The 25500-nt window shown below is 66.8% G+C and carries 21 protein-coding genes and 1 tRNA gene; 16 read left to right on the plus strand and 6 right to left on the minus strand.

Annotated features, from left to right (window positions below; genetic code table 11):
• The first annotated feature begins 13 nt into the window (after positions 1-13).
• The 11 genes from HHL27_RS06760 (at position 14) to HHL27_RS06810 (ending at position 13431) form a co-directional block, all read left to right on the plus strand.
• Positions 14-799, plus strand: a complete 786-nt coding sequence (locus HHL27_RS06760) for an ABC transporter ATP-binding protein (protein ID WP_169492604.1) — start codon at positions 14-16, stop codon at positions 797-799.
• Positions 796-1416: a cysteine dioxygenase gene (locus HHL27_RS06765; RefSeq protein WP_169492605.1), complete on the plus strand. Its 621-nt coding sequence runs from the start codon at positions 796-798 to the stop codon at positions 1414-1416. The genes HHL27_RS06760 and HHL27_RS06765 overlap by 4 nt, the downstream gene beginning before the upstream one ends.
• Entirely contained in the window at positions 1413-2660 is a 1248-nt protein-coding gene (locus HHL27_RS06770; protein WP_169492606.1) for a rhodanese-like domain-containing protein, read from the plus strand. The genes HHL27_RS06765 and HHL27_RS06770 overlap by 4 nt, the downstream gene beginning before the upstream one ends.
• Before the next feature lie 28 nt (positions 2661-2688).
• Complete coding sequence (locus HHL27_RS06775; protein WP_169492607.1) at positions 2689-3777, plus strand: LLM class flavin-dependent oxidoreductase; 1089 nt, start codon at positions 2689-2691, stop codon at positions 3775-3777.
• A 14-nt stretch (positions 3778-3791) separates the two neighbouring features.
• Positions 3792-4607 carry a class II aldolase/adducin family protein gene (locus HHL27_RS06780; protein ID WP_169492608.1) on the plus strand — a complete coding sequence of 272 codons (816 nt, stop codon included), beginning with the start codon at positions 3792-3794 and terminating at the stop codon, positions 4605-4607.
• A 118-nt stretch (positions 4608-4725) separates the two neighbouring features.
• The gene (locus HHL27_RS06785; RefSeq protein ID WP_169492609.1) at positions 4726-6051 is read left to right on the plus strand and encodes a dicarboxylate/amino acid:cation symporter; all 1326 of its coding nucleotides are present in this window, start codon (positions 4726-4728) and stop codon (positions 6049-6051) included.
• An 87-nt stretch (positions 6052-6138) separates the two neighbouring features.
• The gene (locus HHL27_RS06790) at positions 6139-7476 is read left to right on the plus strand and encodes an LLM class flavin-dependent oxidoreductase (RefSeq protein ID WP_169492610.1); all 1338 of its coding nucleotides are present in this window, start codon (positions 6139-6141) and stop codon (positions 7474-7476) included.
• A gap of 22 nt (positions 7477-7498) precedes the next feature.
• Entirely contained in the window at positions 7499-8353 is an 855-nt protein-coding gene (locus tag HHL27_RS06795; RefSeq protein ID WP_169492611.1) for a TauD/TfdA dioxygenase family protein, read from the plus strand.
• 2 nt (positions 8354-8355) lie between these two features.
• Complete coding sequence (locus tag HHL27_RS06800; RefSeq protein ID WP_169492612.1) at positions 8356-9288, plus strand: ABC transporter substrate-binding protein; 933 nt, start codon at positions 8356-8358, stop codon at positions 9286-9288.
• Positions 9289-9395: 107 nt separating this feature from the next.
• On the plus strand, positions 9396-11912 hold the full coding sequence (locus HHL27_RS06805; protein WP_169492613.1) for a TonB-dependent receptor plug domain-containing protein: 2517 nt from the start codon (positions 9396-9398) through the stop codon (positions 11910-11912).
• 115 nt (positions 11913-12027) lie between these two features.
• Positions 12028-13431, plus strand: a complete 1404-nt coding sequence (locus tag HHL27_RS06810; RefSeq protein ID WP_169492614.1) for a S10 family serine carboxypeptidase-like protein — start codon at positions 12028-12030, stop codon at positions 13429-13431.
• A gap of 119 nt (positions 13432-13550) precedes the next feature.
• Here HHL27_RS06810 and HHL27_RS06815 read toward each other — a convergent pair.
• Both HHL27_RS06815 and cpdR read right to left on the minus strand, forming a co-directional pair.
• Positions 13551-13625 (minus strand) — tRNA-Val (locus HHL27_RS06815).
• A 127-nt stretch (positions 13626-13752) separates the two neighbouring features.
• Positions 13753-14142: a cell cycle two-component system response regulator CpdR gene (gene cpdR / locus HHL27_RS06820; RefSeq protein WP_169492615.1), complete on the minus strand. Its 390-nt coding sequence runs from the start codon at positions 14140-14142 to the stop codon at positions 13753-13755.
• Between the two features lie 146 nt (positions 14143-14288).
• On the opposite strand from cpdR, the gene HHL27_RS06825 reads away from it, so the two are divergent.
• Positions 14289-15308 (plus strand): N-formylglutamate amidohydrolase, encoded by a 1020-nt coding sequence (locus tag HHL27_RS06825; RefSeq protein ID WP_240959440.1) that lies wholly within the window; start codon positions 14289-14291, stop codon positions 15306-15308.
• A 311-nt stretch (positions 15309-15619) separates the two neighbouring features.
• Here HHL27_RS06825 and HHL27_RS06830 read toward each other — a convergent pair whose 3' ends face one another.
• A complete protein-coding gene (locus HHL27_RS06830) occupies positions 15620-16402 on the minus strand; it encodes a SapC family protein (RefSeq protein ID WP_169492616.1) in 783 nt (260 codons plus the stop codon).
• Positions 16403-16561: 159 nt separating this feature from the next.
• Positions 16562-17986, minus strand: coding sequence for an FAD-binding oxidoreductase (locus HHL27_RS06835; protein WP_169492820.1), 1425 nt, complete (start codon positions 17984-17986; stop codon positions 16562-16564).
• 154 nt (positions 17987-18140) lie between these two features.
• On the opposite strand from HHL27_RS06835, the gene HHL27_RS06840 reads away from it, so the two are divergent.
• Positions 18141-18704 (plus strand): hypothetical protein, encoded by a 564-nt coding sequence (locus HHL27_RS06840; RefSeq protein ID WP_169492617.1) that lies wholly within the window; start codon positions 18141-18143, stop codon positions 18702-18704.
• A gap of 143 nt (positions 18705-18847) precedes the next feature.
• Positions 18848-20299: a DEAD/DEAH box helicase gene (locus HHL27_RS06845; protein WP_169492618.1), complete on the plus strand. Its 1452-nt coding sequence runs from the start codon at positions 18848-18850 to the stop codon at positions 20297-20299.
• Between the two features lie 18 nt (positions 20300-20317).
• On the opposite strand, the gene HHL27_RS06850 is transcribed toward HHL27_RS06845, so the two are convergent.
• Positions 20318-21241, minus strand: coding sequence for a hypothetical protein (locus HHL27_RS06850; protein ID WP_169492619.1), 924 nt, complete (start codon positions 21239-21241; stop codon positions 20318-20320).
• A gap of 99 nt (positions 21242-21340) precedes the next feature.
• On the opposite strand from HHL27_RS06850, the gene HHL27_RS06855 reads away from it, so the two are divergent.
• Positions 21341-22081 carry a hypothetical protein gene (locus HHL27_RS06855; protein WP_169492620.1) on the plus strand — a complete coding sequence of 247 codons (741 nt, stop codon included), beginning with the start codon at positions 21341-21343 and terminating at the stop codon, positions 22079-22081.
• Positions 22082-22097: 16 nt separating this feature from the next.
• Here HHL27_RS06855 and HHL27_RS06860 read toward each other — a convergent pair whose 3' ends face one another.
• On the minus strand, positions 22098-24365 hold the full coding sequence (locus HHL27_RS06860; protein ID WP_420874033.1) for an ATP-dependent helicase: 2268 nt from the start codon (positions 24363-24365) through the stop codon (positions 22098-22100).
• A 361-nt stretch (positions 24366-24726) separates the two neighbouring features.
• Between HHL27_RS06860 and HHL27_RS06865 the strand changes: the two genes are divergently transcribed.
• Positions 24727-25386: a hypothetical protein gene (locus HHL27_RS06865; protein ID WP_169492622.1), complete on the plus strand. Its 660-nt coding sequence runs from the start codon at positions 24727-24729 to the stop codon at positions 25384-25386.
• The last annotated feature ends 114 nt before the right edge of the window (positions 25387-25500 follow it).

Consider the following 25500-nt stretch of genomic DNA (forward strand, 5'->3'; position numbering starts at 1 on the left):
CGGAGAACCACCCATGGACGCCCGCCTCAATTTCCTCGAAGCCCCGATCGTCCCGCCCGCCGGCGATGAGCCGCCGGTCGTCAGGCTGCGGCACTTCACCCGCCGCTTTGGCGACAACACGATCCTGTCGGACCTCAACCTCGACATCGCGCCCGGCGAATTCGTCGCGCTGCTGGGCCGCTCGGGCTCGGGCAAGACCACGCTGCTGCGCACGCTCGCCGGGCTCGACAGCGCCGAGGACCAGGACGTGACCGTGCCCAATTCGCGCGCGGTGGTGTTCCAGGACGCGCGTCTGCTGCCGTGGAAGAAGGTATGGCGCAACGTGGCGCTCGGCCTTCGCGGCGGCGATATCAAGGATCGCGCGCTGTCCGCGCTCGACGAAGTGGGTCTTGCCCACCGCGTCGATGCCTGGCCGCTGACGCTGTCGGGCGGCGAGGCGCAGCGCGTCGCGCTGGCCCGCGCGCTGGTGCGCGAGCCCAAGCTGCTGCTGCTCGATGAACCTTTCGCTGCGCTCGATGCGCTGACCCGGATCAAGATGCACCGCCTCGTGCTCGACTTGTGGCGCGCGCACAGGCCGGCAGTGCTAATGGTGACGCACGACGTGGACGAGGCGGTGGCGCTCGCCGACCGCATCCTGGTGCTCGATGCCGGGCGGATCTGCGCGCAGGACCGCATCGCCATCCCGCGCGGCGAGCGGGGCGAGCTTGCCCGGCCCTACCGCGAGAAGTTCCTGCGGATCCTCGAAGGCTCCGCGCCCAGCGACGCCGTGATCCCGTTCCCGGCGGGAGGTCACCAGTGAACGCGCTGGTCGCACCGCCGGTCCTGCCCGGCGCCGGGCTCGCCCGCCTGCGCGGGTTCGTCACTAATCTTGCCGAGCTGATCGACAGCACCCGTGGCGAACGCGAGATCCTGGAAAGCGGGGCCAAGCTGCTCGCGCGGCTGGTCAACCAGGACGACTGGCTGCCCGAAGCCTACGCCCAGCCCGATCCCGATCGCTATCGCCAGTACCTGCTCCACTGCGACGCACGCGAGCGCTTCAGCGTGGTTTCCTTCGTCTGGGGGCCGGGGCAGGGCACGCCGATCCATGACCACCGCACTTGGGGCCTCGTCGGCGTGCTGCGCGGCAGCGAGCGCTCGGAACGCTTCGTTCGCAACCCCGACGGCAGCCTGAAGCACGCCGGCACCGACGTGCTGCACGAAGGCGAAGTCGAGGCGGTGAGCCCACGCATCGGCGACATCCACCGCGTCTCGAACGCCGAGACGCGGCATGCCTCGATCTCGATCCACGTCTATGGAGGCAACATCGGCGCGATCGAGCGCGCGACCTACGATCTCGACGGGCGGGCCAAGCGCTTCGTTTCGGGCTACGCCAACACGGAACTTCCCAACCTGTGGGACCGGTCGGTGCGCGCATGACCGTCCGGCCCCAGGATATCCGCAGCGCCCTGCTGGCGCGTGAGGAAATCGCGCTGATCGACTTGCGCGAGGAAGCCGAATTCGCGCGCGGCCACCCGCTGTTCGCCGCGCAGATCCCGCTGCGCCGGATCGAGGCGGAAGCGCGCTGGCGCATCCCGCGCGCCGACACGCGCATCGTGGTCTACGACGATAGCGAAGGCCTTGGGGGCGAAGGCCTCGTCGGCCCGGCGATCGAGCAGCTCCGCGCGCTCGGCTTCACGCAGGTCGATGCGCTTGAAGGCGGACTTTCGGGCTGGCGCGATGCGGGGTACGAGCTGTTCGAGGACGTCAACAGCTACTCCAAGGCGTTCGGCGAGCTGGTCGAGCATCGCCGACACACGCCTTCGCTGCCGGCCAACGACGTGCAGGCGCTGATCGACGAGAAGGCGGATATCGCCATCCTCGATGCGCGGCGGTTCGAGGAATATGCCACGATGAGCATCCCGGGCGGTGTCAGCACCCCCGGTGCCGAACTGGTGCTGCGCGCCCGCGCGGTGGCGCCCGATCCGGACACGACGATCATCGTCAACTGCGCCGGGCGCACGCGTTCGATCATCGGTGCGCAGTCGCTGGTCAATGCGGGGCTGCCCAACCGGATTTTCGCGCTGCGCAATGGCACCATCGGATGGACGCTTGCCGGGCAGGAACTTGAGACCGGGCAGCAGCGTCGGGCGCCTGCGCCCCCGAGCCCGTTCGTGGCCGAAGCCCGCGAGAAGGCGCGCGAAGTCGCCTACCGCGCCGGCGTTCGCCGCATTCGCTGGGATGAGCTCGAGCACCTGCGCCAGGACACGGCGCGCACGCTGTACCTCTACGACGTGCGCCTTCCCGAAGACTTTGCCGCCGGCCACCTGCCCGGCTTCCGCAACGCGCAGGGCGGGCAGCTCGTTCAGGAGACCGACCATTTCGCCCCGGTGCGCGGCGCGCGCATCGTGCTGGCCGACGATCTCGGCCCGCGCGCCGACATGACCGCCTCGTGGCTCGCCCAGCTCGGCTGGGAAGTCTTTGTGGTCGAATGGCCGCAAGGCGTCGCGCTCGAAACCGACAGCGATGGCGCGCCGAGCCCGCGCGGGCCCGAGGGCCGCTACAAGCGCCCCTACGAGGGCACCGACAACGCCGCCGCCGCGATGCAGGCCTATCTCGACTGGGAGTTCGGCCTTGTCGAACAGCTCCGCCGCGATGGCACGCACGGCTTCTACGTCATCTGATTTTCACCGCTTCAGGAAGGGTCATTCCATGCCCGTCAAGTTCATCGGCTATATCGGCTTCAACAACACCTCGGAAATCCACGCCGGCCAGCGCAGCCGCGTGCTCGACCGCGACTATGTCGATGCAGCGGCGCGCGCGCAGGAAAAGGGCGGCTTCGACCGCGTGCTGATCCCGTTCGGATCGAGCTCGCCCGAAAGCCAGATCGTTGCCGCGCACGCCGCCGCGATCACCGACACGCTGGGCTTCCTCGTCGCGCACCGGCCCGGTTTCACCCAGCCGACGCTGGCCGCGCGCCAGCTGGCGACGCTCGACCAGCTTTCGGGCGGGCGCGTTGCCGTGCACATCATCACCGGCGGCGCTGACGAGGAAATGGCGCGCGATGGCGATGTCGGCCCGGACAAGGCCCAGCGATACGCCCGTACCGACGAATATCTCGACATCGTGAAGCAGGAATGGTCGGCGGCGCGCCCGTTCGACCACAAGGGCCGCTTCTATGAAGTGCGCCAGGGCTTCAGCGCGATCAAGCCGGACAACCTTCCGGTGTTCTTCGGCGGCTCCTCGCCCGAGGCGATCGACGTCGCCGGGCGCCATGCCGACGTCTACGCGCTGTGGGGCGAAACGCTGGAGCAGGTCGGGGATTCGCTGCGGCAGGTCCGCCAGTCGGCGGCGCGCTATGGCCGCTCGCCCGGCTTCTCGCTGTCGCTGCGCCCGGTGATCGCCGATACCGAGGAAGCGGCGTGGAAGAAGGCGGCCGAGATCGAGGATCAGGTTCGCGCCGCGCGTGAAGCCGCCGGCCTTCCGGTCAGCGGCCACCGGCCGGCCAATGCGGGCTCGCTGCGCCTGCTCGAAACCGCCAGTGCCAACCGCCGCGATGGCCGCCTGTGGACGGGTGTCGCCGCGCTTACCGGCGCGCAGGGCAATTCCACCGGCCTCGTCGGCACTCCCGAGCAAGTCGCGCAAGGGATGCTCGAATACTACGACATCGGCATCGACCACTTCCTGATCCGCGGCTTCGATCCGCTGGCTGATGCGATCGCCTATGGCGAGCACCTGCTGCCACTGGTCAAGGCCAAGGTTGCCGAACGCGATGCGCGCCCCGTCGCGCTGGCAAGCTGAGGGAGAACGCAAAGATGGCCACCATTCTCGAACGCCCGCGCTCCGGCGCCGACGATGTCCGCCCCGAAGGCATCACCGATGCCGAATGGCAGACCCGCGTCGACCTCGCCGCGTTCTATCGCATCGCCGCGATCCACGATTACGACGATTTCCTCTACACCCACATCTCGGCGCGCGTGCCGGGGCCCGATCACCACTTCCTGATCAACCCGTTCGGGCTGACCTTCGATGAAATCACGGCCTCGAGCCTGGTCAAGGTCGATCTCGACGGGAACGTGATTGGGCACAGCGAATACGGCATCAACTACGCCGGCTACGTCATCCATTCGGCCATTCACGCCGCGCGCGAAGATGCCCACTGGATCGCGCATTTCCACACGCGGGACGGCATGGGCGCGTCGGCGCACGCCGAAGGACTGCTGCCGCTGACGCAGCGCGCGCTCTACATCATTCCGCGCCTTGCCTATCATGACTACGAAGGCGTGGCGCTCAACCTCGACGAGCGCGAGCGGCTGCAGGCAGACCTTGGCGACAAGAAGCTGATGCTGCTGCGCAATCACGGCACGCTGGCATTGGGCCGCACGGCGGGTGAAGCCTGGAGCGGTATCTACCAGCTTGAGGAAGCGTGTTCGGCGCAGGTCGCGGCGTTGGCCGGCGGGCGTGACCATGTGCTGATCGCTCCGCAGGAAGCGCAGGACGAGGCGCTGCGCCAGATCGCCCAACGGCCCGCCGCCGCCGCTGCGAGCGAAGGGCGCAAGCCGCACGACCAGCTCGTCTGGGAAGCGGTCCTGCGCAAGGTGGCCCGCACGCTTCCCGGCTTCGACACCTGACACACCCCGCAGATTTTCGGGGAACCGGCCGGCTCTACGTCGATAGGCGTATGGGCCGGCCGCTGCATTTCCGAAAGGCACTGCACTCGTGCCCGACCACCTCCAGCCAGAGCAGACCATGACCGAACCCGCCGTCCCCCGTTCCAAGAGTCACTTCGGCCGCAACGTCCTGATCGGCATGGCCGTCGGCCTCGCTCTGGGGCTGGTCGCACGCAAGCTCGGCCCGGTTGGTCCCGATCAGCCCAACGCGCTGGCCGTCACGCTGAACCTCGTGGGGTCGAGCTTCGTGCAGCTGCTCAAGGCACTTGTGCCGCCGCTGGTGCTCACCGCGATCATTGCCTCGATCGGACGCCTGCGCGATCTCAACAACGCGGCGCGACTGGCCGGCCAGACCGTGCTGTGGTTCGCGATCACCGCGCTGATCGCGGTGTCGATCGGCATCGCGCTGGGGCTTGTGTTCCAGCCGGGGGTCAACACGGCGGTGTCCGCAGCCGCTGCTGAAAAGCCGCATACGGTGGGCAGCTGGCTCGATTTCCTGAAGGGGCTGATCCCGTCGAACTTTCTCGGCCTTGCCGCCAGCACCGAGATCGACGGGGACAGTGCCAAGACCAGCATCAGCTTCAACGTGCTGCAACTGGTGGTCATCGGCCTGGCGCTCGGCTTTGCCGCGCTGCGCACGGGCGAGGCGGGCGATGCATTTCTCAAAGGCGCGAACACGCTCCTTGCCGTGGTGCGCAAGCTGCTCAACTGGGTCGTCCGGCTCGCCCCGATCGGCAGCGCGGGGCTGATCGGCAATGCCGTGGTCAAGTACGGCTGGGACACGCTGTCCAGCATCGCGCAATACGCGATCGCGCTCTACGTCGGGCTCGGCCTCGTGCTCTTCGTCGTCTATCCGATCCTGCTGAAGGCACATGGCCTCAGCCCGCTCGCCTATTTCCGCAAGGCGTGGCCGGCGATCGAGCTGGCGTTCGTCTCGCGCTCGTCGATGGCGGCGCTGCCGGTGGCCGAAGCGGTGACGACCGACCGGCTTGGTGTCGCGCCCGCCTATGCCGCCTTCGCGGTGCCGGTTGCCTCCACTACCAAGATGGACGGCTGCGCGGCGGTCTACCCCGCGCTTTCGGCCATCTTCGTGGCGCAGTTCTTCCACGTGCCGCTGGTGGCGACCGACTACCTGCTGATCGTGCTCGTGTCGGTGCTGGGCTCCGCCGCCACTGCCGGCGTCACCGGCGCCACCGTGATGCTGACGCTGACGCTTTCGACGCTGGGCTTGCCGCTCGAAGGCGTGGGCCTGCTGCTCGCGATCGACCCGATCCTCGACATGGGCCGCACCGCGGTCAACGTCGCAGGCCAGATCCTCGTGCCGGTAATCGTCGCCCGGCGCGAAGGCATCCTCGATCTCGATCGCTACAACGCGCTCGACGAAGGCGAACCGATCGCGGCTTGAGCATTACTTGAACTGCTATCAGCCTTCCGCGATGGCTGGCGGCAGGTGGCGGGTGCACCCTTTTTCCAACGGAATCAGGAGGCACCCATGTCCATCAAGCGCCAGCTGCGGCTCGGCTTCATTCTTCACGGCGTCGGCCCCGGCTGGGACGATTGGCGCCATCCCGATGCGCAAGTCGATGCCAGCACCAGCCTGTCGTTCTACAAGCGACAGGCGCAAGTGGCCGAGCGGGGCAAGTTCGACTACCTGTTCGTGGCCGACAGCGTTTCGATCAACGCGCGCTCCAGCCCGCACTACCTAAACCGCTTCGAGCCGCTGACGATCCTGTCGGCGCTGGCGGCGGTGACCGACCACATCGGCCTGGTCGGCACGGCGACGGTTTCGTACATCGAACCCTACAATCTGGCTCGCCAGTTCGCTTCGCTCGACCACATCAGCGGCGGCCGCGCCGGCTGGAACGTGGTGACCAGCTGGCTCGAAGGCAGCGCCGCCAACTATGGCCGCGACGAACACTTCGCCCACGACGTGCGCTACCGCCTCGCCGAGGAGTACCTCGACGTGGTGAAGGGGCTGTGGGACAGCTGGGAGGACGATGCGCTGGTCCGCGACAAGGCAACCGGCCAGTTCCTCGATCCCGACAAGCTGCACGAGCTCAACCACAAGGGCGAGTTCCTCAAGGTCAAGGGGCCGCTCAACATCTCGCGCAGTGCCCAAGGGCAGCCGGTGATCTTCCAGGCGGGATCGTCGGAAGACGGTCGCAATTTCGCGGCCAAGCACGCCGAGGCGATCTTCACCCACGCGGACAGCCTTGCCGAGGGCCAAGCGTTCTACGCCGATCTCAAGGCCCGCGCAAAGGGCTTCGGGCGCGATCCCGAGAAGCTGTTCATCGTGCCCGGCGCGCGGCCGGTGATCGGATCGACCGAGGCGGAGGCCGAGGCGAAGTACCGCGAGCTGGCCTCGCTCGGCAATCTCGAGAACGCGCTGCGCTCGCTGGGGCGCGGGTTCAACGATCACAACTTCAGCGTCTACGATCCCGATGGTCCGTTTCCGCGCGAAGTCGCCGCGGAAGGCCACAAGTCGAACCAGAGCCAGTCCGCGCGCGTCCTCGCGCTCGCCGACGAAGGGCTCACCTTGCGCGAAATCGCGCTGCGCCATGCCACCCCGCGCGGAAACTTCGTCGGCACGCCCGAACAGATCGCCGATCGCTTCGAGACCTGGCTGAACGAGCGTGGGTCCGACGGGTTCAACCTGTTCGAAAGCCTGCCCGGCCAGCTCGATGTGTTCGTCGATCAGGTCGTGCCGATCCTGCAGCAGCGCGGGATCTACAAGACCGAGTACCCCGGTGCGACCTTCCGCGAGACGCTCGGCCTCGACGTTCCGGTCAATCGCAACACCGCCGCGCGCCTGCAGCGCAGCGCCGCCTGATTTCGCAAGAGGAGAGAGACCAATGGCAACGACCGCAATCGACACCTCCATCAGCGGCCTGGAAATACGCCGCCTGCAGCCGACCATCGGCGCCGAGATTTTCGGCATCGACATTTCGAAGCCGATCAACGATGCCCAGCGCGCGGCGATCCGCGCCGCCGTGCTCAAGTACAAGGTCATCTTCTTCCGCGACCAGCCGCTCACCAACGAGCAGCACGCCGCCTTCGCCGGCCAGTTCGGCCCGCTCTACACCCACCCCACCACCAAGCGTCAGGATAACCTGCCGCCGGTCCACTCGATCGCGGCGGTGGACGATCGCGAATATGGCGAACGCTTCAAGGCGGTGCTGGATTCGGGCGATGCCTACCACACCGATACCAGCTGGCGGCTCGTGCCGACCTGGGGCGCGGTGCTGCGCGACATCACCCTGCCCGCGGTGGGCGGCGACACGATCTGGGTCGATGCCAACCTTGCCTACGAGGCGCTGTCCGACGATCTCAAGGCGCGGCTCGAAGGGCTGCACGTAACGCACAACTTCCTCGGCGCGTTGAAGGCCGTGGGCCATGAATATCCGATCGTGGCGCATCCGATCGTGCGCACGCACCGCGAAACCGGGCAGAAGATCCTGTGGGTCAACTTCTCGCAGCAACCGCAGATTCTCGGGGTCGAACTCGCCGAAAGCAAGGCGCTGCTCGACGAGATCCTGCGCCAGTACAAGCGCCCCGAACTGCAGGTCCGCTTCAGCTGGCGCCCGAACTCGGTGGCGTTCTGGGACAACCGCGCGGCGGTGCACTATGCCGTGCGCAACTACGGCAATTTCCCGCGTGAGCTGCACCGCATCCTGATTGCCGACGAACCACTGTGGGGTGACCTCTGACAATGCTGTCCCGACGTCATGCCATCCTGACGTCCGGCGCCTTTCTCGCTCTTGCCGCGTGCGGCAAGGGCGGGGGAGGCGCCTCGACGTTGCGCGTGGGCAGCCAGAAGGGCGGGACCAAGGCGCTGATGCTCGCCTCTGGCGCGCTTGATGGAGCCCCGTACAAGATCGAATGGTCCGACTTCCCCGCGGCGCAGAACCTGCTCGAAGCGATCGGCAGCGATGCGGTCGATGTCGGGCTTGTCGGCGACGGGCCGTTCCAGTTCGCCTACCAGAGCGGCAGCCCGGCTCGCGCCGTTGCCGCGATGAAGGCCACCTCGCGCGAACCGGGCGCGCTGGCGGTCATCGTCGGCAAGACCTCGCCCGCGCGGTCGATCCGCGACCTTGCCGGCAAGCGCATTGCCACCACGCGCGGCAGCATTGGCCACTACCTGGTGCTGCGGGCGCTGGCCGAAGCGGGCCTGAAACCGGATGCGGTGAAGCTGACGTTCCTCAGCCCGAGCGATTCCAAGGCGGCGCTGCAGACCGGCGCGATCGAAGGCTGGTCGACCTGGGTGCCCTATACCGCGGCGGCGCTGGCCGAAGGCGCGCGCATCGTGGTTGACGGGCGCCAGTTCTCGCAAGGCGTGGCCTTCGATGTCGCCAGTGCTTCTGCCGTGGCGCAGAAGCGGGCGATCCTCGCCGATTTCCTGGCGCGCGAAGCCAAGGCTCTGGCCTGGTCGAACGATCATGGAGCCGATTATGCCAAGATCCTGTCTGCCGAAACCGGACTTCCCCTGCCGGTGGCGACGGCAACCGTGCGGCTCAACAGCCGGCTGCGCGTGCCGATCGACGCGCCGCTGATCGCGCAGCAGCAGGTCATTCTCGACACCTTCCGCAACGCGGGCGAGTTTGTTTCGCCACGCCCGATCAAGGATGCATTCGCGCCGGTCTGACCGCATGACGAATACCAATAACCGGACGAGTTAACTCAATTGGAAGAGTAGAGTTAACCCCGGCAGGGTCGATCCGAACAACGAAATCCTGTTCGGGGAGTCCATCAATGCAACGTGTTTTCGTCTCGGCGCTGCTCGCGTCGACGCTGCTGTGCTCGCAAGCCCGCGCGGCAGAGGAAGCGCCGCCGGTGGCGTCGGCGCCCGATGCCGCCGCCGACGCCTCAGCCGCAGGCGACGTCGGCAGCGATGCCATCATCGTCACCGGCGTGCGCGGTGCCAGCCCACGCACCGTGGCCGACAGCCCGGTGCCGATCGACGTGATCACGCCCGCTGAACTGAAGGCCACCGGGCGGACCGGCCTCAAGGAAATCCTCGGCAACATCATTCCGTCGCTGACCATGCCGGCGCTGGGCGGGGGCGGTACTTCGGCCAGCGTGCGACCGATCTCGATTCGCGGTCTTTCGGGCGACTACCTGCTGGTTCTCGTCAACGGCAAGCGGCGGCACACCACGTCGCTGATCAACAACCTCTCGCGCGTTTCTGGCGGTTCGACCCCGGTCGATATCGACCTCATCCCCACCAACGCGGTCGGCCGGATCGAAGTGCTGCGCGATGGCGCGGCGGCGCAATACGGTTCGGACGCGATCTCGGGCGTGATCAACCTCATCCTCGATTCCAGCCCCGAAGGTGGCGAATTCACCACCACGGCGGGCCAGCTCTATGAAAAGGGGGGCGCGCTGATCCAGCAGTCGCTCGGCTATGGCACGCGGCTGGGCGATGGCGGCTTCCTGCGGTTCGCGGTGGAGGGCAAGTTCCACGATCGCGCCGACAGCTCGGCCGACCCGATCGCCCGCGTGTTCCCGCTGGTGAACGGCCAGCCCGACCCGCGCGAGGCCAGCGTCGACCACGTGATCGCAGGCGGCTATGGCCGTTCGAACCGCGACAAGATCGTCAACTCCAGCGTCAACGCCGAACTGCCGTTCTCCGATACGCTGAAGGGCTACACGTTCTCGACGCTGTCCTATCGCAACATCAAGGATGCGCGCGGCGCCTATGTTCCGGCAACGAGCATCGGCGCATTGCCGCAGATCTATCCCTCGGGCTTCCAGGCCTATCGCCGCATCTGGGAATGGGACTTCCAGACGACGTGGGGGCTGAAGGCACAGCTCGGCGGCTGGGATGCCGATCTTTCGACCAGCTTCGGGCGGGACAACGTCAAGCTCGGTGCCGAAAACACGTTGAACCCCTCAATCGGGCCAACGAGCCCGACCAGCTTCTTCATGGGCAAGCAGATCCAGACGCTGTGGGTCAACAATCTCGACCTGTCGCGCACCTATGACGTCGGCCTTGCCGCGCCGCTGGAAGTCGCGGTCGGCGTCGAACAGCGCTGGGAAAAGTTCCAGAACATCGCCGGCGAGCCTGACAGCTACCGTGACGGCGGCTATGTCGTGCCCAAGGACGGCACTCCGTTCGGCAACCTCTATGGCGGCAAGTCGCCATCGCCGGGCCTTGTCTCGTTCACCGGCACTTCGCCGGCCGATGCTTCCTCGATCTCGCGCGGGAATATTGCCGCCTATATCGATCTTTCGACCAAGATCGTGCCGGCCTGGTTCATCGGCGTCGCCGGGCGCTTCGAACATTACACCGACAGCGCCGGCAACACTTTCAGCGGCAAGGTGTCGACCCGCTTCGAACTGGCCAAGGGGCTGGCGCTGCGTGGCGGCGTGAACACGGGCTTCCGCGCTCCGAGCCTAGCCCAGACCGCATTTTCGACCACGCAGAACACCGTCACGGTCGTCGGCAACGAACGCGTGCTGACCACGTCCAAGTTCCTGCCGGTCAACAGCGCGGCGGCGCTGGCGCTTGGCGCGCAGCCGCTGAAGCCGGAAAAGTCGCTCAACTTCACCGCCGGCCTGACGTTCGAACGGGGTCCGGTGCGCCTGACGGTCGATGGCTACCAGATCCGCATCGATGATCGCATTGTGAAGACCGACTTCCTCGGCACCTCCAGCAACGGCGGTTCGGCGATCAAGGCGATCCTCGTGGCCAATGGCGTTGCCAATGTGGATAGCGCGCAGTTCTTCACCAACGCCATCGACACCCGCACGCGCGGCGTTGATGTCGTCGGCGAATATACCCTGCGCACGGGTGGCCTCGGCACCGTCCGCCTTAACGCGGCGTGGAGCTACTTCGACACCAAGATCCTGAAGGTGATCGACAATCCGGCCCAGCTTTCGGCGCTCAACGTCGTCCTGTTCGGGCGGCAGGTCCAGCGCGACCTGCTGGTCGCGGTGCCCAAGAGCAAGGTCGTGCTGACCGTGAACTGGGATCTGGGTAAGGCGCGGATCCTGGCCCGCGCCACGCGCTACGGCAAATACACCGAATCCAGTTCGACCGCCGCCAGCGACCGCACGTTCGGCGCCAAGTGGATCGCCGATCTTGAAGTCGGCTACAACCTGTCCGACCACGTCACAGTGTCGGTCGGGGCCAACAACCTGTTCGACACCTATCCCGATCGCAATGGACTCATTGCGGCGACGGACGGCTCGGGCGCTTACGGCAGCTTCGCGCCGTTCGGCCTGAGCGGCGGGTTCTACTATGCCCGCGTGGGCGTGACCTTCTGACCTGAACTGGCTGCGGCGGGCGGAGGGGGAGCGTATGCCGCTGCGGCCTCCCTCCACGCATAGCATCAGTGGTCGCACAGTGTCCGGCAGGCTTTCCAGCATCGGGAAGGGCGCAATGCTTCGGATGGCCCGAATGAAGGCGGCGCAGGGCACTGCGCGCCGCCGCATTCCGCTCGTGTTGCTCATGTTCGCGATGCTGGGCGCCGCCTTGCCGGCGGGGCGCACGGACAGGCTGTCATGGGAAATGCTGCCCGCGCAGGACAGCCAGGGCAGGACGCTTGGCACGCTGGTCGTCTCCTCGATCCTCCGCTCCGGCAGCAGCGATGCGCAGCGGCCCACGCTGATCGTGTTCAATGGCGGGCCGGGAGCATCCTCGGCATGGCTGCAACTGGGCCTTCTGGGGCCCCTGCAGGCCGATCTGCCCGCCGATCCCGCCGTGCCGATCCCCTCTGAACCCCGCCTTCGTGCCGCGCCCGGCCGGATCGGGGATCTGGCCGACGTTCTTTTTGTCGATCCGCTCGACACCGGCTTCAGCCGGCGCGCCGCGACCGTGGAGGCGAAGCGGCTGCGCACGCTCGATGCCGATGGCGATTATCTCGCCAGGGCGATCGCGCTCTGGCTGGTGCGGCACGATCGCGTCGGCCAGCCGGTAGTGCTGGTCGGCGAAAGCTATGGGGCAGAGCGCGCGGTCGCTGTTGCGGATGCCTGGCAACGCACGGGTGCCGGCATCCATCTTGCCGGGCTGGTGCTGATCTCGCAGACGGTCCTCAACGAATTCGCGCTCGGCCAGGAAGACCGCGCCCTTGCGCTGGCGACGGGCCTTCCCACGGTAGCCGCAACCGCCTGCTATCACCGCCTCGTGGATGGCGCTGCGCACGATCCCGATGCCTGTGCCGAACAGGCCGCCGCTTCGGACACGCTGGCAACGAAGGCGGTTTTCGCGAACGGGTCGCAGCCGATCAGCCGCAATGCCTACCGCATGGTGGCGCTGCAGGACCGGCAGCGCGCCCTCGGCATGTATGACAGCCGCCGCACGGCGCCCGTCGATCCACGTCGCGGCTGGCAGGACCCTTCGCTCGCGCCGCTGCTGCAGGCGATGTCGCACGCCGTGCCCCGCTACAATCGCGCCCTGCTGGGCCTGATGCGCTCACCGGTCGATGGCTCCGCCTACGTGCTCTACGATCCGCTGATCCGCGCGACGTGGCAGCCGACGCCGGGCGGTGCCTACGGGCTGGCCGATCGCCTCGGCACGGTTCTGCGTACAAGCGGGGCGCGGCTGCTGGTGGCAGGGGGACTGTTCGATTGCGTCGGGTCGGTGGGCGCCGATCGCCTGTTGCTGTCGCGCCTGGGTCTGCCGCCTGGCACGGCCAGCGCGGTCCGCTATCCCGGCGGACACATGTTCTATCTGGAACCCCAGAACCGCACCCGGTTCCGCGCCCGCCTCGAACGCTTCCTGCGCGATCTTGCGCCACCGCGCCCAAGCCGCACGGACTTGCCTGCTTCGCCGGAAAAGGCTTGATATTCAGTAATATAGATCGGTTGACCGGATCATTTCAGGATGCACGATACGCGTGAAAATGGCAAAGAGGCCGGTGCCCTGAAGGCAATAAAAAACCCCGCCGAAGCGGGGCTTTTCGATGGTGGGCGTAGCAAGGATTGAACTTGCGACCCCTACGATGTCAACATAGTGCTCTACCACTGAGCTATACGCCCGCACCATCGAACGGGCCGGATTGGAACAGCAAGGCCGTTTCCGCGCCGGGAGCCGCCCATTAGCCGCGCTTCCTGTGCTTCGCAAGGGGGCAAATTCGCTTTTCCGACATGCCCCTGCAAGCGCGGCTCAGTGCAGCGGACCACCGTTTCCGGCGAGCGGCGAATCCGCGAACACGCGCTCCACTTCGAGCACCAGATCGCGCAGGTGGAACGGCTTTGACAGCACGCGCGCCTGCGGCGCTTCGCGGTTGGCCTTCAGCGTCACGGCGGCAAAGCCGGTGATGAACATGACCTTGGTGGACGGGCTGATTTCCCCGCAGCGCTGGGCCAGTTCGATGCCGTCCATTTCGGGCATCACGATGTCGGACAGCAGCAGGTCGAAGTGCTGCGATTCGAGCAGCGGCACCGCCGCGGTACCACGGTCGACCGACACGACCTCGTAGCCCGCATTTTCGAGCGCACGGGCAAGGTAGGTGCGCATTGCTTCTTCGTCTTCGGCCAGCAGAATCCGGATCATGATCAACCTTTTTCGAGCCGCGCAGCGGTAGCGCCCTGCGCGCGGGACGGTCTCCTACACCTGCGGCGGTTAAGAATCTCCGGCGAATGCACCGGAAGTAGACGCAAAGACGACGGAAGGTGCGTTTTGACAGGCAGGGCAAAGCCATGCAGCGTGTCCCAATGCAGGAGGACGCTACGCCGCGCTTTGATTCGTCGGGCTTTGATTCGCCGCGCATCGATTTCCCGCGTTTTGATTCGAGCATCGAAACCGGCGGCGCCGTGCCGGGACTGGCGGGCACGCCTGCCTATGCGCTGACGCGGTGCGAGCCATCGCCGATCCCGGTGATGATCGCTGTGCCCCACGCCGGGCGCAGTTATCCGCCGATGCTGGTCGAAGGCATGCGCCATCCCGCCTTCGCTGCGCCCCGGCTCGAGGACCGTCTGGTGGATCTGGTCGCGATCGAGGCGGCGCGGCGTACCGGGGCGACGCTGCTGCTGGCGCAAGCGCCGCGGGCGATGATCGATCTCAACCGCAGCAGCGACGATGTCGACTGGGACATGGTTTCGGATTCGCGACCGCCAGCGGGCGACTGCGGCGGTGGTGGGGTCATGCGTCGGGCGCGCAGCGGGCTGGGGCTCGTTCCGCGCCGGCTTCCGGGGCTCGGTGAGCTGTGGAAGCGGCGGATGAAGCGCGGCGAGCTGGACCGCCGTATCGCCGATATCCACGAACCCTACCACGCCGCGCTGGCGGCGGAGCTTGCCGGGCTGAGCGATCGCTGGGGCGCGGCGCTGCTGATCGATCTGCATTCGATGCCGCCGCTTGCCGCGCGCAGCGCGGGCGAACCGGCGCCGCAGTATGTCGTGGGGGACCGCTTCGGCGCAGCATGCGATGGCGCACTGGTTTCGACCGTGTTTGCCCTGTTCGCGCAGGCGGGGCTGCGCGCAGCGCACAACCGCCCCTATGCGGGCGGCTACGTGCTCGAACGACACGCACGGCGGCGCGACGGCATCCATTGCCTGCAACTGGAAATCGACCGCACCTGCTATCTCGATTCGCGGCTGGCCGAACCGGGCGCCGGGTTCGATGCGGTGGTGGAGATCGTGACCACGCTGGTGCGGCGCGTGGCGGACGACGTTGCCGCGATCGGGCGCAACCGCCAGAGCTGGCGCACCGCAGCGGAATAATCCCCTGCCTTCCAAGACGACCCAATAAAAAAACCACCTGGAGCAAGCTCCAGGTGGCCAAGGTTCAGGGAGGAGGTGCACGAAGTGCACCAGTCACGCCGGGCCATGAGGGGAGCCGCGACGCAACAATCCAAAGATAGGGGAGGGGTTGGGGCCACGCAAGAGGTTTCGCGTGAAATTTGAGTCACCTGCCGGTCAGGGCAGTCGTCCGGTCGACTCCTTGCCGGACCGGGCACCTTGCATTGCAGCGAAGGTGCGCCGGAGGCGGGGTCTGGCCCGTCGCCTCCGGCAGAACAATCAGCTCGCGCGAATCAGAGCGCGGGGACCGGCGCGATCGCCGGCGTCGGAGCCTTGCCCTGTTCAGCCTGCAGGCCGAAGATCACGCTCATCAGGTCGAGCGAGAAGATGTGCGCATAGAGCAGCGGCAGCAGCCCGCTCTGCGCCCAGCCACGCAGCACGTCGCCGCGCACTTCGCGCAGCTTTTCCTGGTCGATCATCTGAAAGCCGCGATAGATGAACGGCTGTTCGATGCCCGGCTGCTGGATGGCAGCTTCGCCTTCCATCAGCAGGTTGTGCTTCTTGATCTCGTCGATGAAGGCCTGCGTGCGCTGGCCCGCCTGCTCGAACTGTTCGCAGAACTGCAGGATGCCCTTGGTCGTGTCGGTCGGCTCGGCGCCGTCGAACAGCGGGCCGCCTTCGTCGAATTCGCCCACCAGGCCGCTGGTCGGGTCGAAGCACAGCGACAGCTCTTCGCTCTGCGGGTTGAGCTTGGCGAGCATGAACGGGTAGCGGCGGGCATAGGCCGGCAGGTACACCGTCGGCGCCACGTTGCCTTCGGCGTCCACGAACACGTTCACGCCTTCGTTCAGGCCCATCAGCGCCAGCGGAACCGGGTTGTCGCCCGAAGCGAACACGATCGGGTAATGGCGCCCGGCCTGCGGGAATTCCTCGGCGGTCAGCGGGATCGCGTGCTGGGTCGAAAGCCACGGCGCCTTGCCGGTGCCGCGGGCGTGCCAGCCTGCGTGATCACGCGTGTTGAGCGGCATGAGATCGTTGTAGAAAAGGGGCAGGTTGGCTTGCGGCGCGCTGGCCATCGTCACTCTCCGAGTAGAAACTGTCGCGTCAGCGCGCGCGTGCCACGCCCGCCACGGGAGTGGCGGCTTTACGGGCTCGCACGGTGGGTGGCAAGGCCGCGCGCTTCGCTCTCCCCCGCGCCGCGTGGCGCAGCGCGACGGGGCGGGCGCGCCTGCCGGTCAGACGAGCTTGCCCGGATTGAGCAGCCCCTGCGGGTCGAGCGCCTGCTTGACCGCACGCAGCAGGCCCAGGGCCACCGGATCGCCCAGACGCGCCAGCTCGTCGCGCTTCAACTGGCCGATGCCGTGCTCGGCCGAGATCGAACCGCCCGCCTGCGTGACGAGATCGTGCACGCGGCGGCTGATCGCCTTGCCGTCCCCCAGCTGCCAGGCCTTGGGATCGACGCCATCGGGCGCGATGACGTGGAAGTGGATGTTGCCATCGCCCAGATGGCCGAAGCCGACGGCGCGCGTGCCGGGCCATTCCGCCTCGATCACGGGCACCGCGCTTTCCACGAATTCGGGCATCTTCGCGACAGCGACCGAGATGTCGTGTTGCACTGCGGGGCCGCGCGCGCGTTCGGCCGAGGGGATCGTCTCGCGGATCTGCCAGAACTTATCGGCCTGCGCCTCGTTCGCGGCGATCGCGGCATCGGCGATCAGTTCCTGCTCGAACGCGGTGACGAGCAGGCGCTCGGCGGTGGCAGGCAGCGCCTCGGCTCCCTGCGCGTCGGCCACCAGTTCGATCAGCACGTGCCAGGGGTGCTGGCCTTCGATCGGCGTGCGGATGCTGGGCATGTATTCCCGCGTGGCGTCGATGGCGTGGTCCGGCATCACCTCGAACCCTTCGAGCGCATCGCCGGCGATCTTTTCGGCGTGCAGCAGGAGGGCCCGCGCCGCACGGAGCGAGGCGACGCCCGCCCACAGCACGCTGCGTGCCGCGACGGCGGGTTCCAGCTTCAGCGTAGCGCCGGTGACAATGCCGAGCGTCCCTTCCGATCCGATCAGCAACTGCTTCAGGTCGAAACCGCGATTGTCCTTCTTGAGCGGGGTCAGCTGGTCGAGCACCTGCCCGTCGGGCAGCACCGCCTGCAGCCCCAGCACCAGCGCGCGCATCGATCCGTGACGCAGCACCTGCGTGCCGCCGGCGTTGGTCGAGATCAGGCCGCCGATCGTAGCCGAGCCCTTGCCGCCCAGCGACAGCGGAAAGCGCAAGCCTTGCGCCTCCGCCGCTTCGTGCAGCACCTGCAGGATGACGCCCGCTTCGCAGGTTGCGGTGCGGCCTTCGCTGTCGATGCGGGGGCTGGCGTTCATCCGCCGCAGCGTCAGCAGCAGCGCCTCGCCGCTTTCGTCCGGGGTCGCGCCGCCTGACATGCCGCTGTTGCCGCCCTGTGGCACGATCGCCACGCCGTGTTCGCGGCAGAGCCGCACAAGCGCCGCCACTTCTTCCGTGCTGGCGGGGGAGGCCATGCCCAAGGCGCGCCCGGTGAAGCGCCCGCGCCAGTCGGTGAGCCACGGTGCCATCGTTTCGGCATCGGTGGTAAAGCCCTTGGGCCCAAGCAGCGCCTGTGCCGCAGCGATGAAGGTGTTGCGTTCCTGCGTCATGAAAGCGGGGCTATGGTCGGTCGCCAAGAAGGGCAATTCATTTTTGCTTGGCAGCGGGTTAAGCACGCGTTCAACAAGCCGGGCTATCGGGGATAGACACCGAAGAGCGGCCGGAATCACGGCTGTTGGGAGACCTTGAAAACCGTAACGCCCGATGATGTTGAGCCTGGCCCACCTCCTGAGCGTTCTGGCGCTGAGCGTGACCGGCCCGGTCGGGGCGGAGCACGCGGTGCGTGCCGACGTGTGGCGCGCGGCGATGGAGCCGGAAGGCCCTCCTATGCTGCCGAACGCGGCTCGATCGGGCGCCATGCCCGACATTCTCGATGCGCTTTCCAACGATGTGTGGAACCAGGTGCGCATCGAACAGCGGCTGGTCATCCGCATCGCGCCGCCGCGCAGCGCCGGGCGCGAAATCGCCCAGCCACCGCCCTTCAGCTCGATCCGCTTTCGCGAACGCAAGATGGCCAATTGCTTGCCGGTGCTCGGCATCGCCGGGGTTCAGGCGACGACAGACAGCCGCCTGCTCCTGTTCATGCGCGATCGGCGGATCGTAGGGGCCAGCCTCGACAAGCAGTGCAGGGCGGCCGATTTCTACATGGGCTTCTATGTCCAGCAGACGCAGGATGGGCTGCTCTGCGTCGGGCGGGATTCGATCCATTCCCGATCGGGAACAACCTGTTCGGTCAGCAAGTTGCGCGAACTGATCCCGGGCGAATGATCGGGAAGGGGGCTTCCCTTTCCGGTTTTCTTGACTTGGCGCGGGTTTCGGCATAGCGGCGTGCCGGATGCCGGGTTGTCGCAACCCTCGGCATGCGCGCGACCTTTGATGTGCGACGCTTTGTTTTCGGAAATCGCAACTGCATGAAATTCGCCGACCTCGGCCTCTCCGATGAATTGCTGAAGTCGGTCCTCGACGCCGGCTACGACACGCCGACTCCCATCCAGGCGCAGGCGATTCCTGCCGTCCTGATGATGAAGGACCTGATCGGCATCGCCCAGACCGGCACGGGCAAGACGGCCGGCTTCGTGCTGCCGATGATCGACATCCTGGCGCACGGCCGCCGCCGCGCGCTGATGCCGCGCTCGCTGATCCTCGAACCGACGCGCGAGCTGGCGGCGCAGGTGGCCGAGAACTTCGAGAAGTACGGCAAGAACCACGATCTCAAGATGGCGCTGCTGATCGGTGGCGTGCAGATGGGTGACCAGGTCAAGGCGCTGCAGGACGGCGTCGACGTGCTGATCGCCACGCCCGGCCGCTTGATGGACCTGTTCGAACGCGGCAAGATCCTGCTGACGGGTTGCGATCTGCTGGTGATCGACGAAGCCGACCGCATGCTCGACATGGGCTTCATCCCGGACATCGAGACGATCTGTTCGAAGCTTCCGGCGCAGCGCCAGACGCTGCTGTTCTCGGCCACCATGCCGCCGCCGATCAAGAAGCTGGCGGACAAGTTCCTGACCAATCCCAAGTACATCGAAGTGGCGCGGCCCGCTTCGAACAACGCCAATATTGCGCAGTTCAAGGTGTCGACCACCAGCCGGGGCAAGCGCGAAGTGCTGCGCCACCTGCTGCGCACCGACAACGTCAGCACCGCGATCATCTTTGCCAATCGCAAGACCACGGTGCGCGAACTCGCCAAGAGCCTGCAGCGCCACGGCTTTTCGGCGGGCGAGATCCATGGCGACATGGATCAGTCCGCGCGCAACGCCGAACTGCAGAAGTTCAAGGATGGGGTCATCAGCATCCTGTGCGCCTCCGACGTCGCCGCTCGCGGGCTCGACGTGAAGGGCGTGAGCCACGTGTTCAACTTCGACACGCCCTGGCACCCGGACGACTACGTCCACCGCATCGGCCGCACCGGCCGCGGCGGAGCGACCGGCCGCGCCTTCACGCTGGTGAGCAGCGAGGACGCCGAGGCGATCGCCAATGTCGAGAAGCTGACCGGCGGCAAGATTCCTGAGCTTAAGGTCGAAATCGACAAGAGCGAGGACCGGCCGGCCCGCACCGAGCGCAAGCGCCGCGAAGAGCCCGCAGAGGAGCGGAGCGAACGGCCGGAGCGCACGGAGCGCAGAGGCGGACGCAAGGCCCGCGACGAACAGCCGCGCGAGGAACGCGCACGCGACGAACGCCCGCGCGAAGAGCGTGCCGTCCGGCAGGAACGACCGGCGCGCAGCGAACGCGCCGCACGGCCCGACTACAACCCGGATTATCGCGAGGACCGGCGCCAGCAGCCCTCCGAACCGCCGAGCAAGCCCGGCGAATGGAACGGTCCGATCCCGGGCTTCCTCAACGTCTCCGCGCTGGCCGACTGATCGGCCAGCTGCGGTAGCTCAGCTGCCGTAAAGCGCAGCGTGCTCTGCCGCGTAGGTGGCATAGCTTTCCTTCATGATTGCCGAATTGAGCAGCATTTCGGCCACGGGTGACGTGCCGCCGGGGCGATAGACGCGGCTTTTCACCCACATCGATTCGGTGCGCTTGCTGCCCGACAGGCCGACGATCTCGCGCTCCACCTCGTAGTCGGCGCCAACCTCCAGCGGCCCGTCAATCAGGCGTATTTCCTGATCGGCGAAAAGCCCCACGTGCGGCCCGCGCACGGGAAACCGGTCTTCTCCCGCCTTGTGCTGGATCAGCACGCTGATCATCTCCATGGGGATGGCCGTGGCGAACCGGTCGGATGTCTCGGTCATGCGCAGGCGCTTCTGGGCGAGCGTGAAGGGGTAGTAATTGCCCATGTGATCGTCCGCGCCCATCCGCACCGGTATGCGCTGCGACGTCAGCCCGACATGAACGTCGCGCAGCACCACCGGATCGACCAGCGGGGCAAGACTCGCCAGCCGCTGTTCCAGCGCCGTGGGCCCGTTGCCGGTGCCCACCTCGATCGATCCGGTCAGGATTTCCGTGCCGTCCAGTCGCTCCATCCTTGCCTTGGCGCGAGACGGCATCGCCGTATCGGCCTCGATCGTCGCGCGCACTTCTTCGCCCTCGAACACCGGCGCGCGGAAGTGGACCGACAGGCAGCCTTCGCGAAACCAGCGTTCGCCCCACAGCGCGAAGGCGAGTGGTTCGAACTGGGTGAAGTGCGTCGGCCCTTCGATCGTGCCGCCCTTGAAGCCCAGCTTCTGCGCGGTGGCATCGTCGTGGATCGAGGCGTGGCCGTCGTAATGCTGTTCGGCCAGCATCTGCCGGGGACCCCGCCACGGACCGACCAGCAGGGTGCCCTCGCGCGTGATGGGTGTGTCGAAGGGTTCAGTCATCGGCGTCCTCTCCGGATTTGTTTTGCGGTGCAGGCTAGGCGGCAATGCCGCGCAAGGGAAGCATTCCCAAGTCGCGCCCGATTTGCTTAGCTTGCCCGCATGAAGCGCCACATCCTTGTCGCCGCCGCCCTGCTCGCCCTGGTGCCCACCGGCAGTCCCGCGCAAGACGACGCAGGGCTCGAGACCTTTGTGACCGAAGGCAGCGTCGGTCCCTACCGCGCCGGGCTCAACCTCACGATCAAGGATCGCACACGGGTCGTCGCCGCGCATTACTATTACGCCAGCTCCGGGAAGGACATCCCACTCAAGGTGGCGCAAGTGGGCGACAAGGTGCTACTCGACGAGCCCGGCGGCGCGCGCCTGGCGCTGGTGCTGACCAACGCCGATCCCAAGGAACCGCGCCCGCTGAACTTCGGCACATCGACCGGGCTTGCAGGAGACTGGACCAGCGTTGCGAAAGTGCTGCCCACGAAGTTCGGCTTCGGCATGGTGCTGCAGGGGCCATCGCCGGATCGCTGGTATGGCGACGTCACCACCGAAAGCGACGCTGCGTTCGAAGCGCGCGTGCGGCGTTTCCTCGCCGCCGTGGGCAGGGGCGATTGCAAGGGCGTGGCTTCGGCCGCGTCGTACCCGCTGACGCTCAATGGCAGCAAGCACGTCACCGTGCGATCAGCGGCAGCGTTCGCGCCATACTGCAAGCAGGTGCTGGCGCCCCGCTACGTCGCCCTGCTGCGCGATGCGATCCCGCACGAGATGTTCGTGCGCAACGGGCAGGCGATGGTGGCCAACGGCGCGGCCTGGTTCGATGCGCGCGGGGCGGTGGCGCTCAACCTGCCCTGACCGCCGAGGAAGGGATTCACGCCGGCTTGATGAAGCTGTCGATCACCCGCTTGCGTCCGGCCGTCTCGAAATCGATCTCCAGCTTGTTGCCTTCCTGCGCGGCCACGGTGCCGTATCCGAACTTGTCGTGAAACACCCGCGCGCCCAGCGCGATGTCGGCGCGGGGCTTCGAGGCGAAGCTTGCCGCGCTGCGCCCCGGTTCGGCGATGCGCTTCGGCGTGGGGTCATAGGTCTGAGCCGCAGCGCGCTGCCAGCCGGGACCGCGCGATGCCGCACGCCCTGCTTGCGCCCGCGCCACGTCGGCGAAGGGATCGGAATGTTCGGACCACTGCGCCCGCCACAGCGACGCGCCGCCCGACAGCGTGGTTTCCTCCTCGATATGGTCGCCAGGCAGTTCGCCGATGAAGCGGCTGGGGATCGAGCTGGTCCACTGGCCATAGATCCGCCGGTTGGCGGCGTGCAGGATGGTGCAGCGCTTCTTTGCCCGGGTGATCGCCACGTAGGCGAGGCGGCGTTCTTCCTCCAGGCTGGCGAGCCCGCCTTCGTCGAGCGCGCGCTGACTGGGGAACACGCCTTCCTCCCAGCCGGGCAGGAACACCTGGTCGAATTCCAGACCTTTGGCGGCGTGGATGGTCATCACGGTGACCTTCTCCTCGTCCTCGCTCCGGTCGTTGTCCATGACCAGGCTGACGTGTTCGAGAAAGTCGCCAAGCGTGTCGTACTCTTCCATCGCGCGGGCAAGTTCGGACAGGTTTTCGAGCCGACCATTCGCCTCGGCGCTCTTTTCGGCCTGAAGCGCGGCGGTGTAGCCGCTTTCATCCAGCATCGTGCGCGCAAGTTCCGCCGGTACCAGCGTGCCCGCCGCATCGCGCCAGCGGGCGAAGTCGCGCACCAGCGCCAGCAGCGTGTTGCGCGCTCGCGTCGGCAGTTCGTCGGTATCGCAGATCTCGAGCGCCGCGCGCAGCAACGGCATGCCCTGCGCGCGGGCAAAGCGGTGGATCTTCTCCAGCGTCTTGTCGCCCAGCCCACGCTTGGGGGTGTTGTAGATCCGTTCGAACGCGAGGTCGTCCGAAGGGCTGGCGATCAGCCGCAGATAGGCGAGCGCATCGCGGATTTCCGCACGTTCATAGAAGCGGAAGCCCCCGACGATGCGGTAGGCCATGCCGATCTGGATGAAGCGGTCCTCGATCTCGCGCGTCTGGAACTGTGCGCGCACGAGGATGGCCACGGCATCGAGGCTGCACCCCTCGCGTTCCAGCCGCTCGATCTCCTCGCCGATGCGGCGCGCTTCTTCCGGCCCGTCCCAGATGCCGATGACGCGGACCTTGTCGCCGCCATTGCGCTCGGTCCACAGCGTCTTGCCGAGCCGTTCGGCGTTTTCCGCGATCAGGCCCGACGCCGCGCCCAGGATGTGCGGGGTGGAGCGGTAGTTCTGCTCGAGCTTGATGACCTTGGCGCCGGGAAAGTCCTTTTCAAAGCGCAGGATGTTGGCGACTTCCGCGCCGCGCCAGGAATAGATCGATTGGTCGTCGTCCCCCACCACGCAGATGTTCTTGCGCGTCTGCGCCAGCAGCCGCAGCCACAGGTACTGGACCGCGTTGGTGTCCTGGTATTCGTCCACCATCACGTACTTGAAGCGCTGCTGGTACATCTCGAGGATGTCGCGCTCGCGCCGGAAGATGTTGAGCATGTGGAGCAGCAGGTCGCCGAAGTCGCAGGCGTTCAGATCCTTCAGCCGGTTCTGGTAGAGCGCATAGAAGCGCTGCCCCTTGCCATTGGCATAGGCTTCGTTTTCGCCCGCATCGAGGTCCGCCGGGTTAAGCCCGCGGTTCTTCCACTTGTCGATCAGCCCGGCGAGCTGGCGCGCGGGCCAGCGCTTTTCGTCCAGCCCCTCGGCCACGATCAGCTGCTTGAGCAGGCGGATCTGGTCATCGGTGTCGATGATCGTGAAGTTCGATTGCAGCCCGACCAGTTCGGCGTGGCGGCGCAGCATCTTGGCGGCGACCGAATGGAACGTGCCCAGCCACGGCATGCCTTCCACCGACGGGCCGATCAACTGGCCCACCCGCTCGCGCATTTCCCGCGCGGCCTTGTTGGTGAAGGTGACGCACAGGATCTCGCTGGGCCAGGCCAGCCGCTGACGTAGCAGGTTGGCCAGCCGCGCGGTCAGCGCCGCAGTCTTGCCCGTGCCGGCACCCGCCAGCATCAGCACCGGCCCTTCGGTGGTGACCACCGCCTCGCGCTGCGGCGGGTTCAGGCCATCGAGCCATGCGGGCACGGCGATGTTCGGGGATGCGGGGGAATCGGGTCTGTTCACCCGGAACAAGTAGGGAACTGAAGGGGGCTGTGCAACCCGTCGCCTCCCTTTGCAACGCCTGCCGGGAACGGTCGCGTCGCTGCGTTGTTTCTGGAAAGCCGAGTCAAAGCAAAGTAATGTCATTCATATGGCATTAATGTGGATGAACATCGGTTCAGATTACTTCTGATCTAATGTAAAATATGGCGACCGGATGGTATTGATGTCCGGATAGGTCGCTTCGTCTTTTGGTTGTCTCGATTCAACGAACAACATGGAACGGCATCGTCTGTCTCGCGTAACTCGCCCCAAGCCTTCGGGTTACAAGATAACGAACAGGAGACTTTCGATGCGAAAGATGTTTCTTCTTGGCGCTGCGGCGCTTGCTATGACGGGCGTGCCTGCGGCGATCTATGCCCAGGCTCCGGCGGCGCCTGCCGCTACGACGGCTGCCCCGGCAACGGGCACCTTCTCGATGAGCGCCGACCAGAAGACGCAGTATGGCGCGTGGCCGGCCGATCAGCGCACCAAGTATGACGCCTGGCCCGCAACGTATCAGGAATACTACTGGAGCCTCGATGCCGATCAGCAGAAGGGCTGGTGGGCGCTGACCGACGAGCAGCGCGGGCAAATCTATGCGATGACGCCCGAGCAGCGCACGCAGGTCTGGCCGACCATCACCGCCCAGCTGAAGGGCAGCGCGGCCCCTGCCACGCCGGCCCAGCCGGCCCCGGGTACCGGCACGCCGGCAACCCCGGCCGATCCGGCAACTCCGCCGAGCGGCGCGTCGACCGGCAAGCCGATGGCGGACGCTAGCATGGATGCCAACACGCCGGCGCCGAACGCACCGGGCGTGGTTGACGCCGGCACCGCACCGGCCGGCCAGCAGTATGCCGCCACCACCACCAGCAATGCCGTGCCCCCGCCGCCGGCAGATACGATGAACAAGAAGTACCCGGTCTGCACCAAGAAGCTGCAGGACAACTGCCGCAACCGTGGCGGTGTGTGATCGGCCACGAAAGATCGGATGATCTGACCGCATAACAAGCCCGAGCCTCCCCTCTCGGGTCGCAAGCGGGAAGGGCGCCGGCGATGCCGGCGCCCTTTTCGTGTGTGCAAATGC

It is taken from the genome of Novosphingobium olei (genome assembly GCF_012927405.1).
In the GTDB taxonomy this organism is placed as follows: Bacteria; Pseudomonadota; Alphaproteobacteria; order Sphingomonadales; family Sphingomonadaceae; genus Novosphingobium; species Novosphingobium olei.

Coding starts and splice junctions, on each gene's coding strand:
- HHL27_RS06810 (WP_169492614.1), top strand. CDS start 12,028: ATGCTTCGGATGGCCCGAATGAAGGCGGCGCAGGGCACTGCGCGCCGC.
- HHL27_RS06840 (WP_169492617.1), top strand. CDS start 18,141: ATGATGTTGAGCCTGGCCCACCTCCTGAGCGTTCTGGCGCTGAGCGTG.
- HHL27_RS06835 (WP_169492820.1), bottom strand. CDS start 17,986: ATGACGCAGGAACGCAACACCTTCATCGCTGCGGCACAGGCGCTGCTT.
- HHL27_RS06780 (WP_169492608.1), top strand. CDS start 3,792: ATGGCCACCATTCTCGAACGCCCGCGCTCCGGCGCCGACGATGTCCGC.
- HHL27_RS06800 (WP_169492612.1), top strand. CDS start 8,356: ATGCTGTCCCGACGTCATGCCATCCTGACGTCCGGCGCCTTTCTCGCT.
- HHL27_RS06850 (WP_169492619.1), bottom strand. CDS start 21,241: ATGACTGAACCCTTCGACACACCCATCACGCGCGAGGGCACCCTGCTG.
- HHL27_RS06865 (WP_169492622.1), top strand. CDS start 24,727: ATGCGAAAGATGTTTCTTCTTGGCGCTGCGGCGCTTGCTATGACGGGC.
- HHL27_RS06775 (WP_169492607.1), top strand. CDS start 2,689: ATGCCCGTCAAGTTCATCGGCTATATCGGCTTCAACAACACCTCGGAA.
- HHL27_RS06785 (WP_169492609.1), top strand. CDS start 4,726: ATGACCGAACCCGCCGTCCCCCGTTCCAAGAGTCACTTCGGCCGCAAC.
- HHL27_RS06795 (WP_169492611.1), top strand. CDS start 7,499: ATGGCAACGACCGCAATCGACACCTCCATCAGCGGCCTGGAAATACGC.
- HHL27_RS06790 (WP_169492610.1), top strand. CDS start 6,139: ATGTCCATCAAGCGCCAGCTGCGGCTCGGCTTCATTCTTCACGGCGTC.
- HHL27_RS06770 (WP_169492606.1), top strand. CDS start 1,413: ATGACCGTCCGGCCCCAGGATATCCGCAGCGCCCTGCTGGCGCGTGAG.
- HHL27_RS06825 (WP_240959440.1), top strand. CDS start 14,289: ATGCAGCGTGTCCCAATGCAGGAGGACGCTACGCCGCGCTTTGATTCG.
- HHL27_RS06760 (WP_169492604.1), top strand. CDS start 14: ATGGACGCCCGCCTCAATTTCCTCGAAGCCCCGATCGTCCCGCCCGCC.
- HHL27_RS06845 (WP_169492618.1), top strand. CDS start 18,848: ATGAAATTCGCCGACCTCGGCCTCTCCGATGAATTGCTGAAGTCGGTC.
- cpdR (WP_169492615.1), bottom strand. CDS start 14,142: ATGATCCGGATTCTGCTGGCCGAAGACGAAGAAGCAATGCGCACCTAC.
- HHL27_RS06855 (WP_169492620.1), top strand. CDS start 21,341: ATGAAGCGCCACATCCTTGTCGCCGCCGCCCTGCTCGCCCTGGTGCCC.
- HHL27_RS06805 (WP_169492613.1), top strand. CDS start 9,396: ATGCAACGTGTTTTCGTCTCGGCGCTGCTCGCGTCGACGCTGCTGTGC.
- HHL27_RS06830 (WP_169492616.1), bottom strand. CDS start 16,402: ATGGCCAGCGCGCCGCAAGCCAACCTGCCCCTTTTCTACAACGATCTC.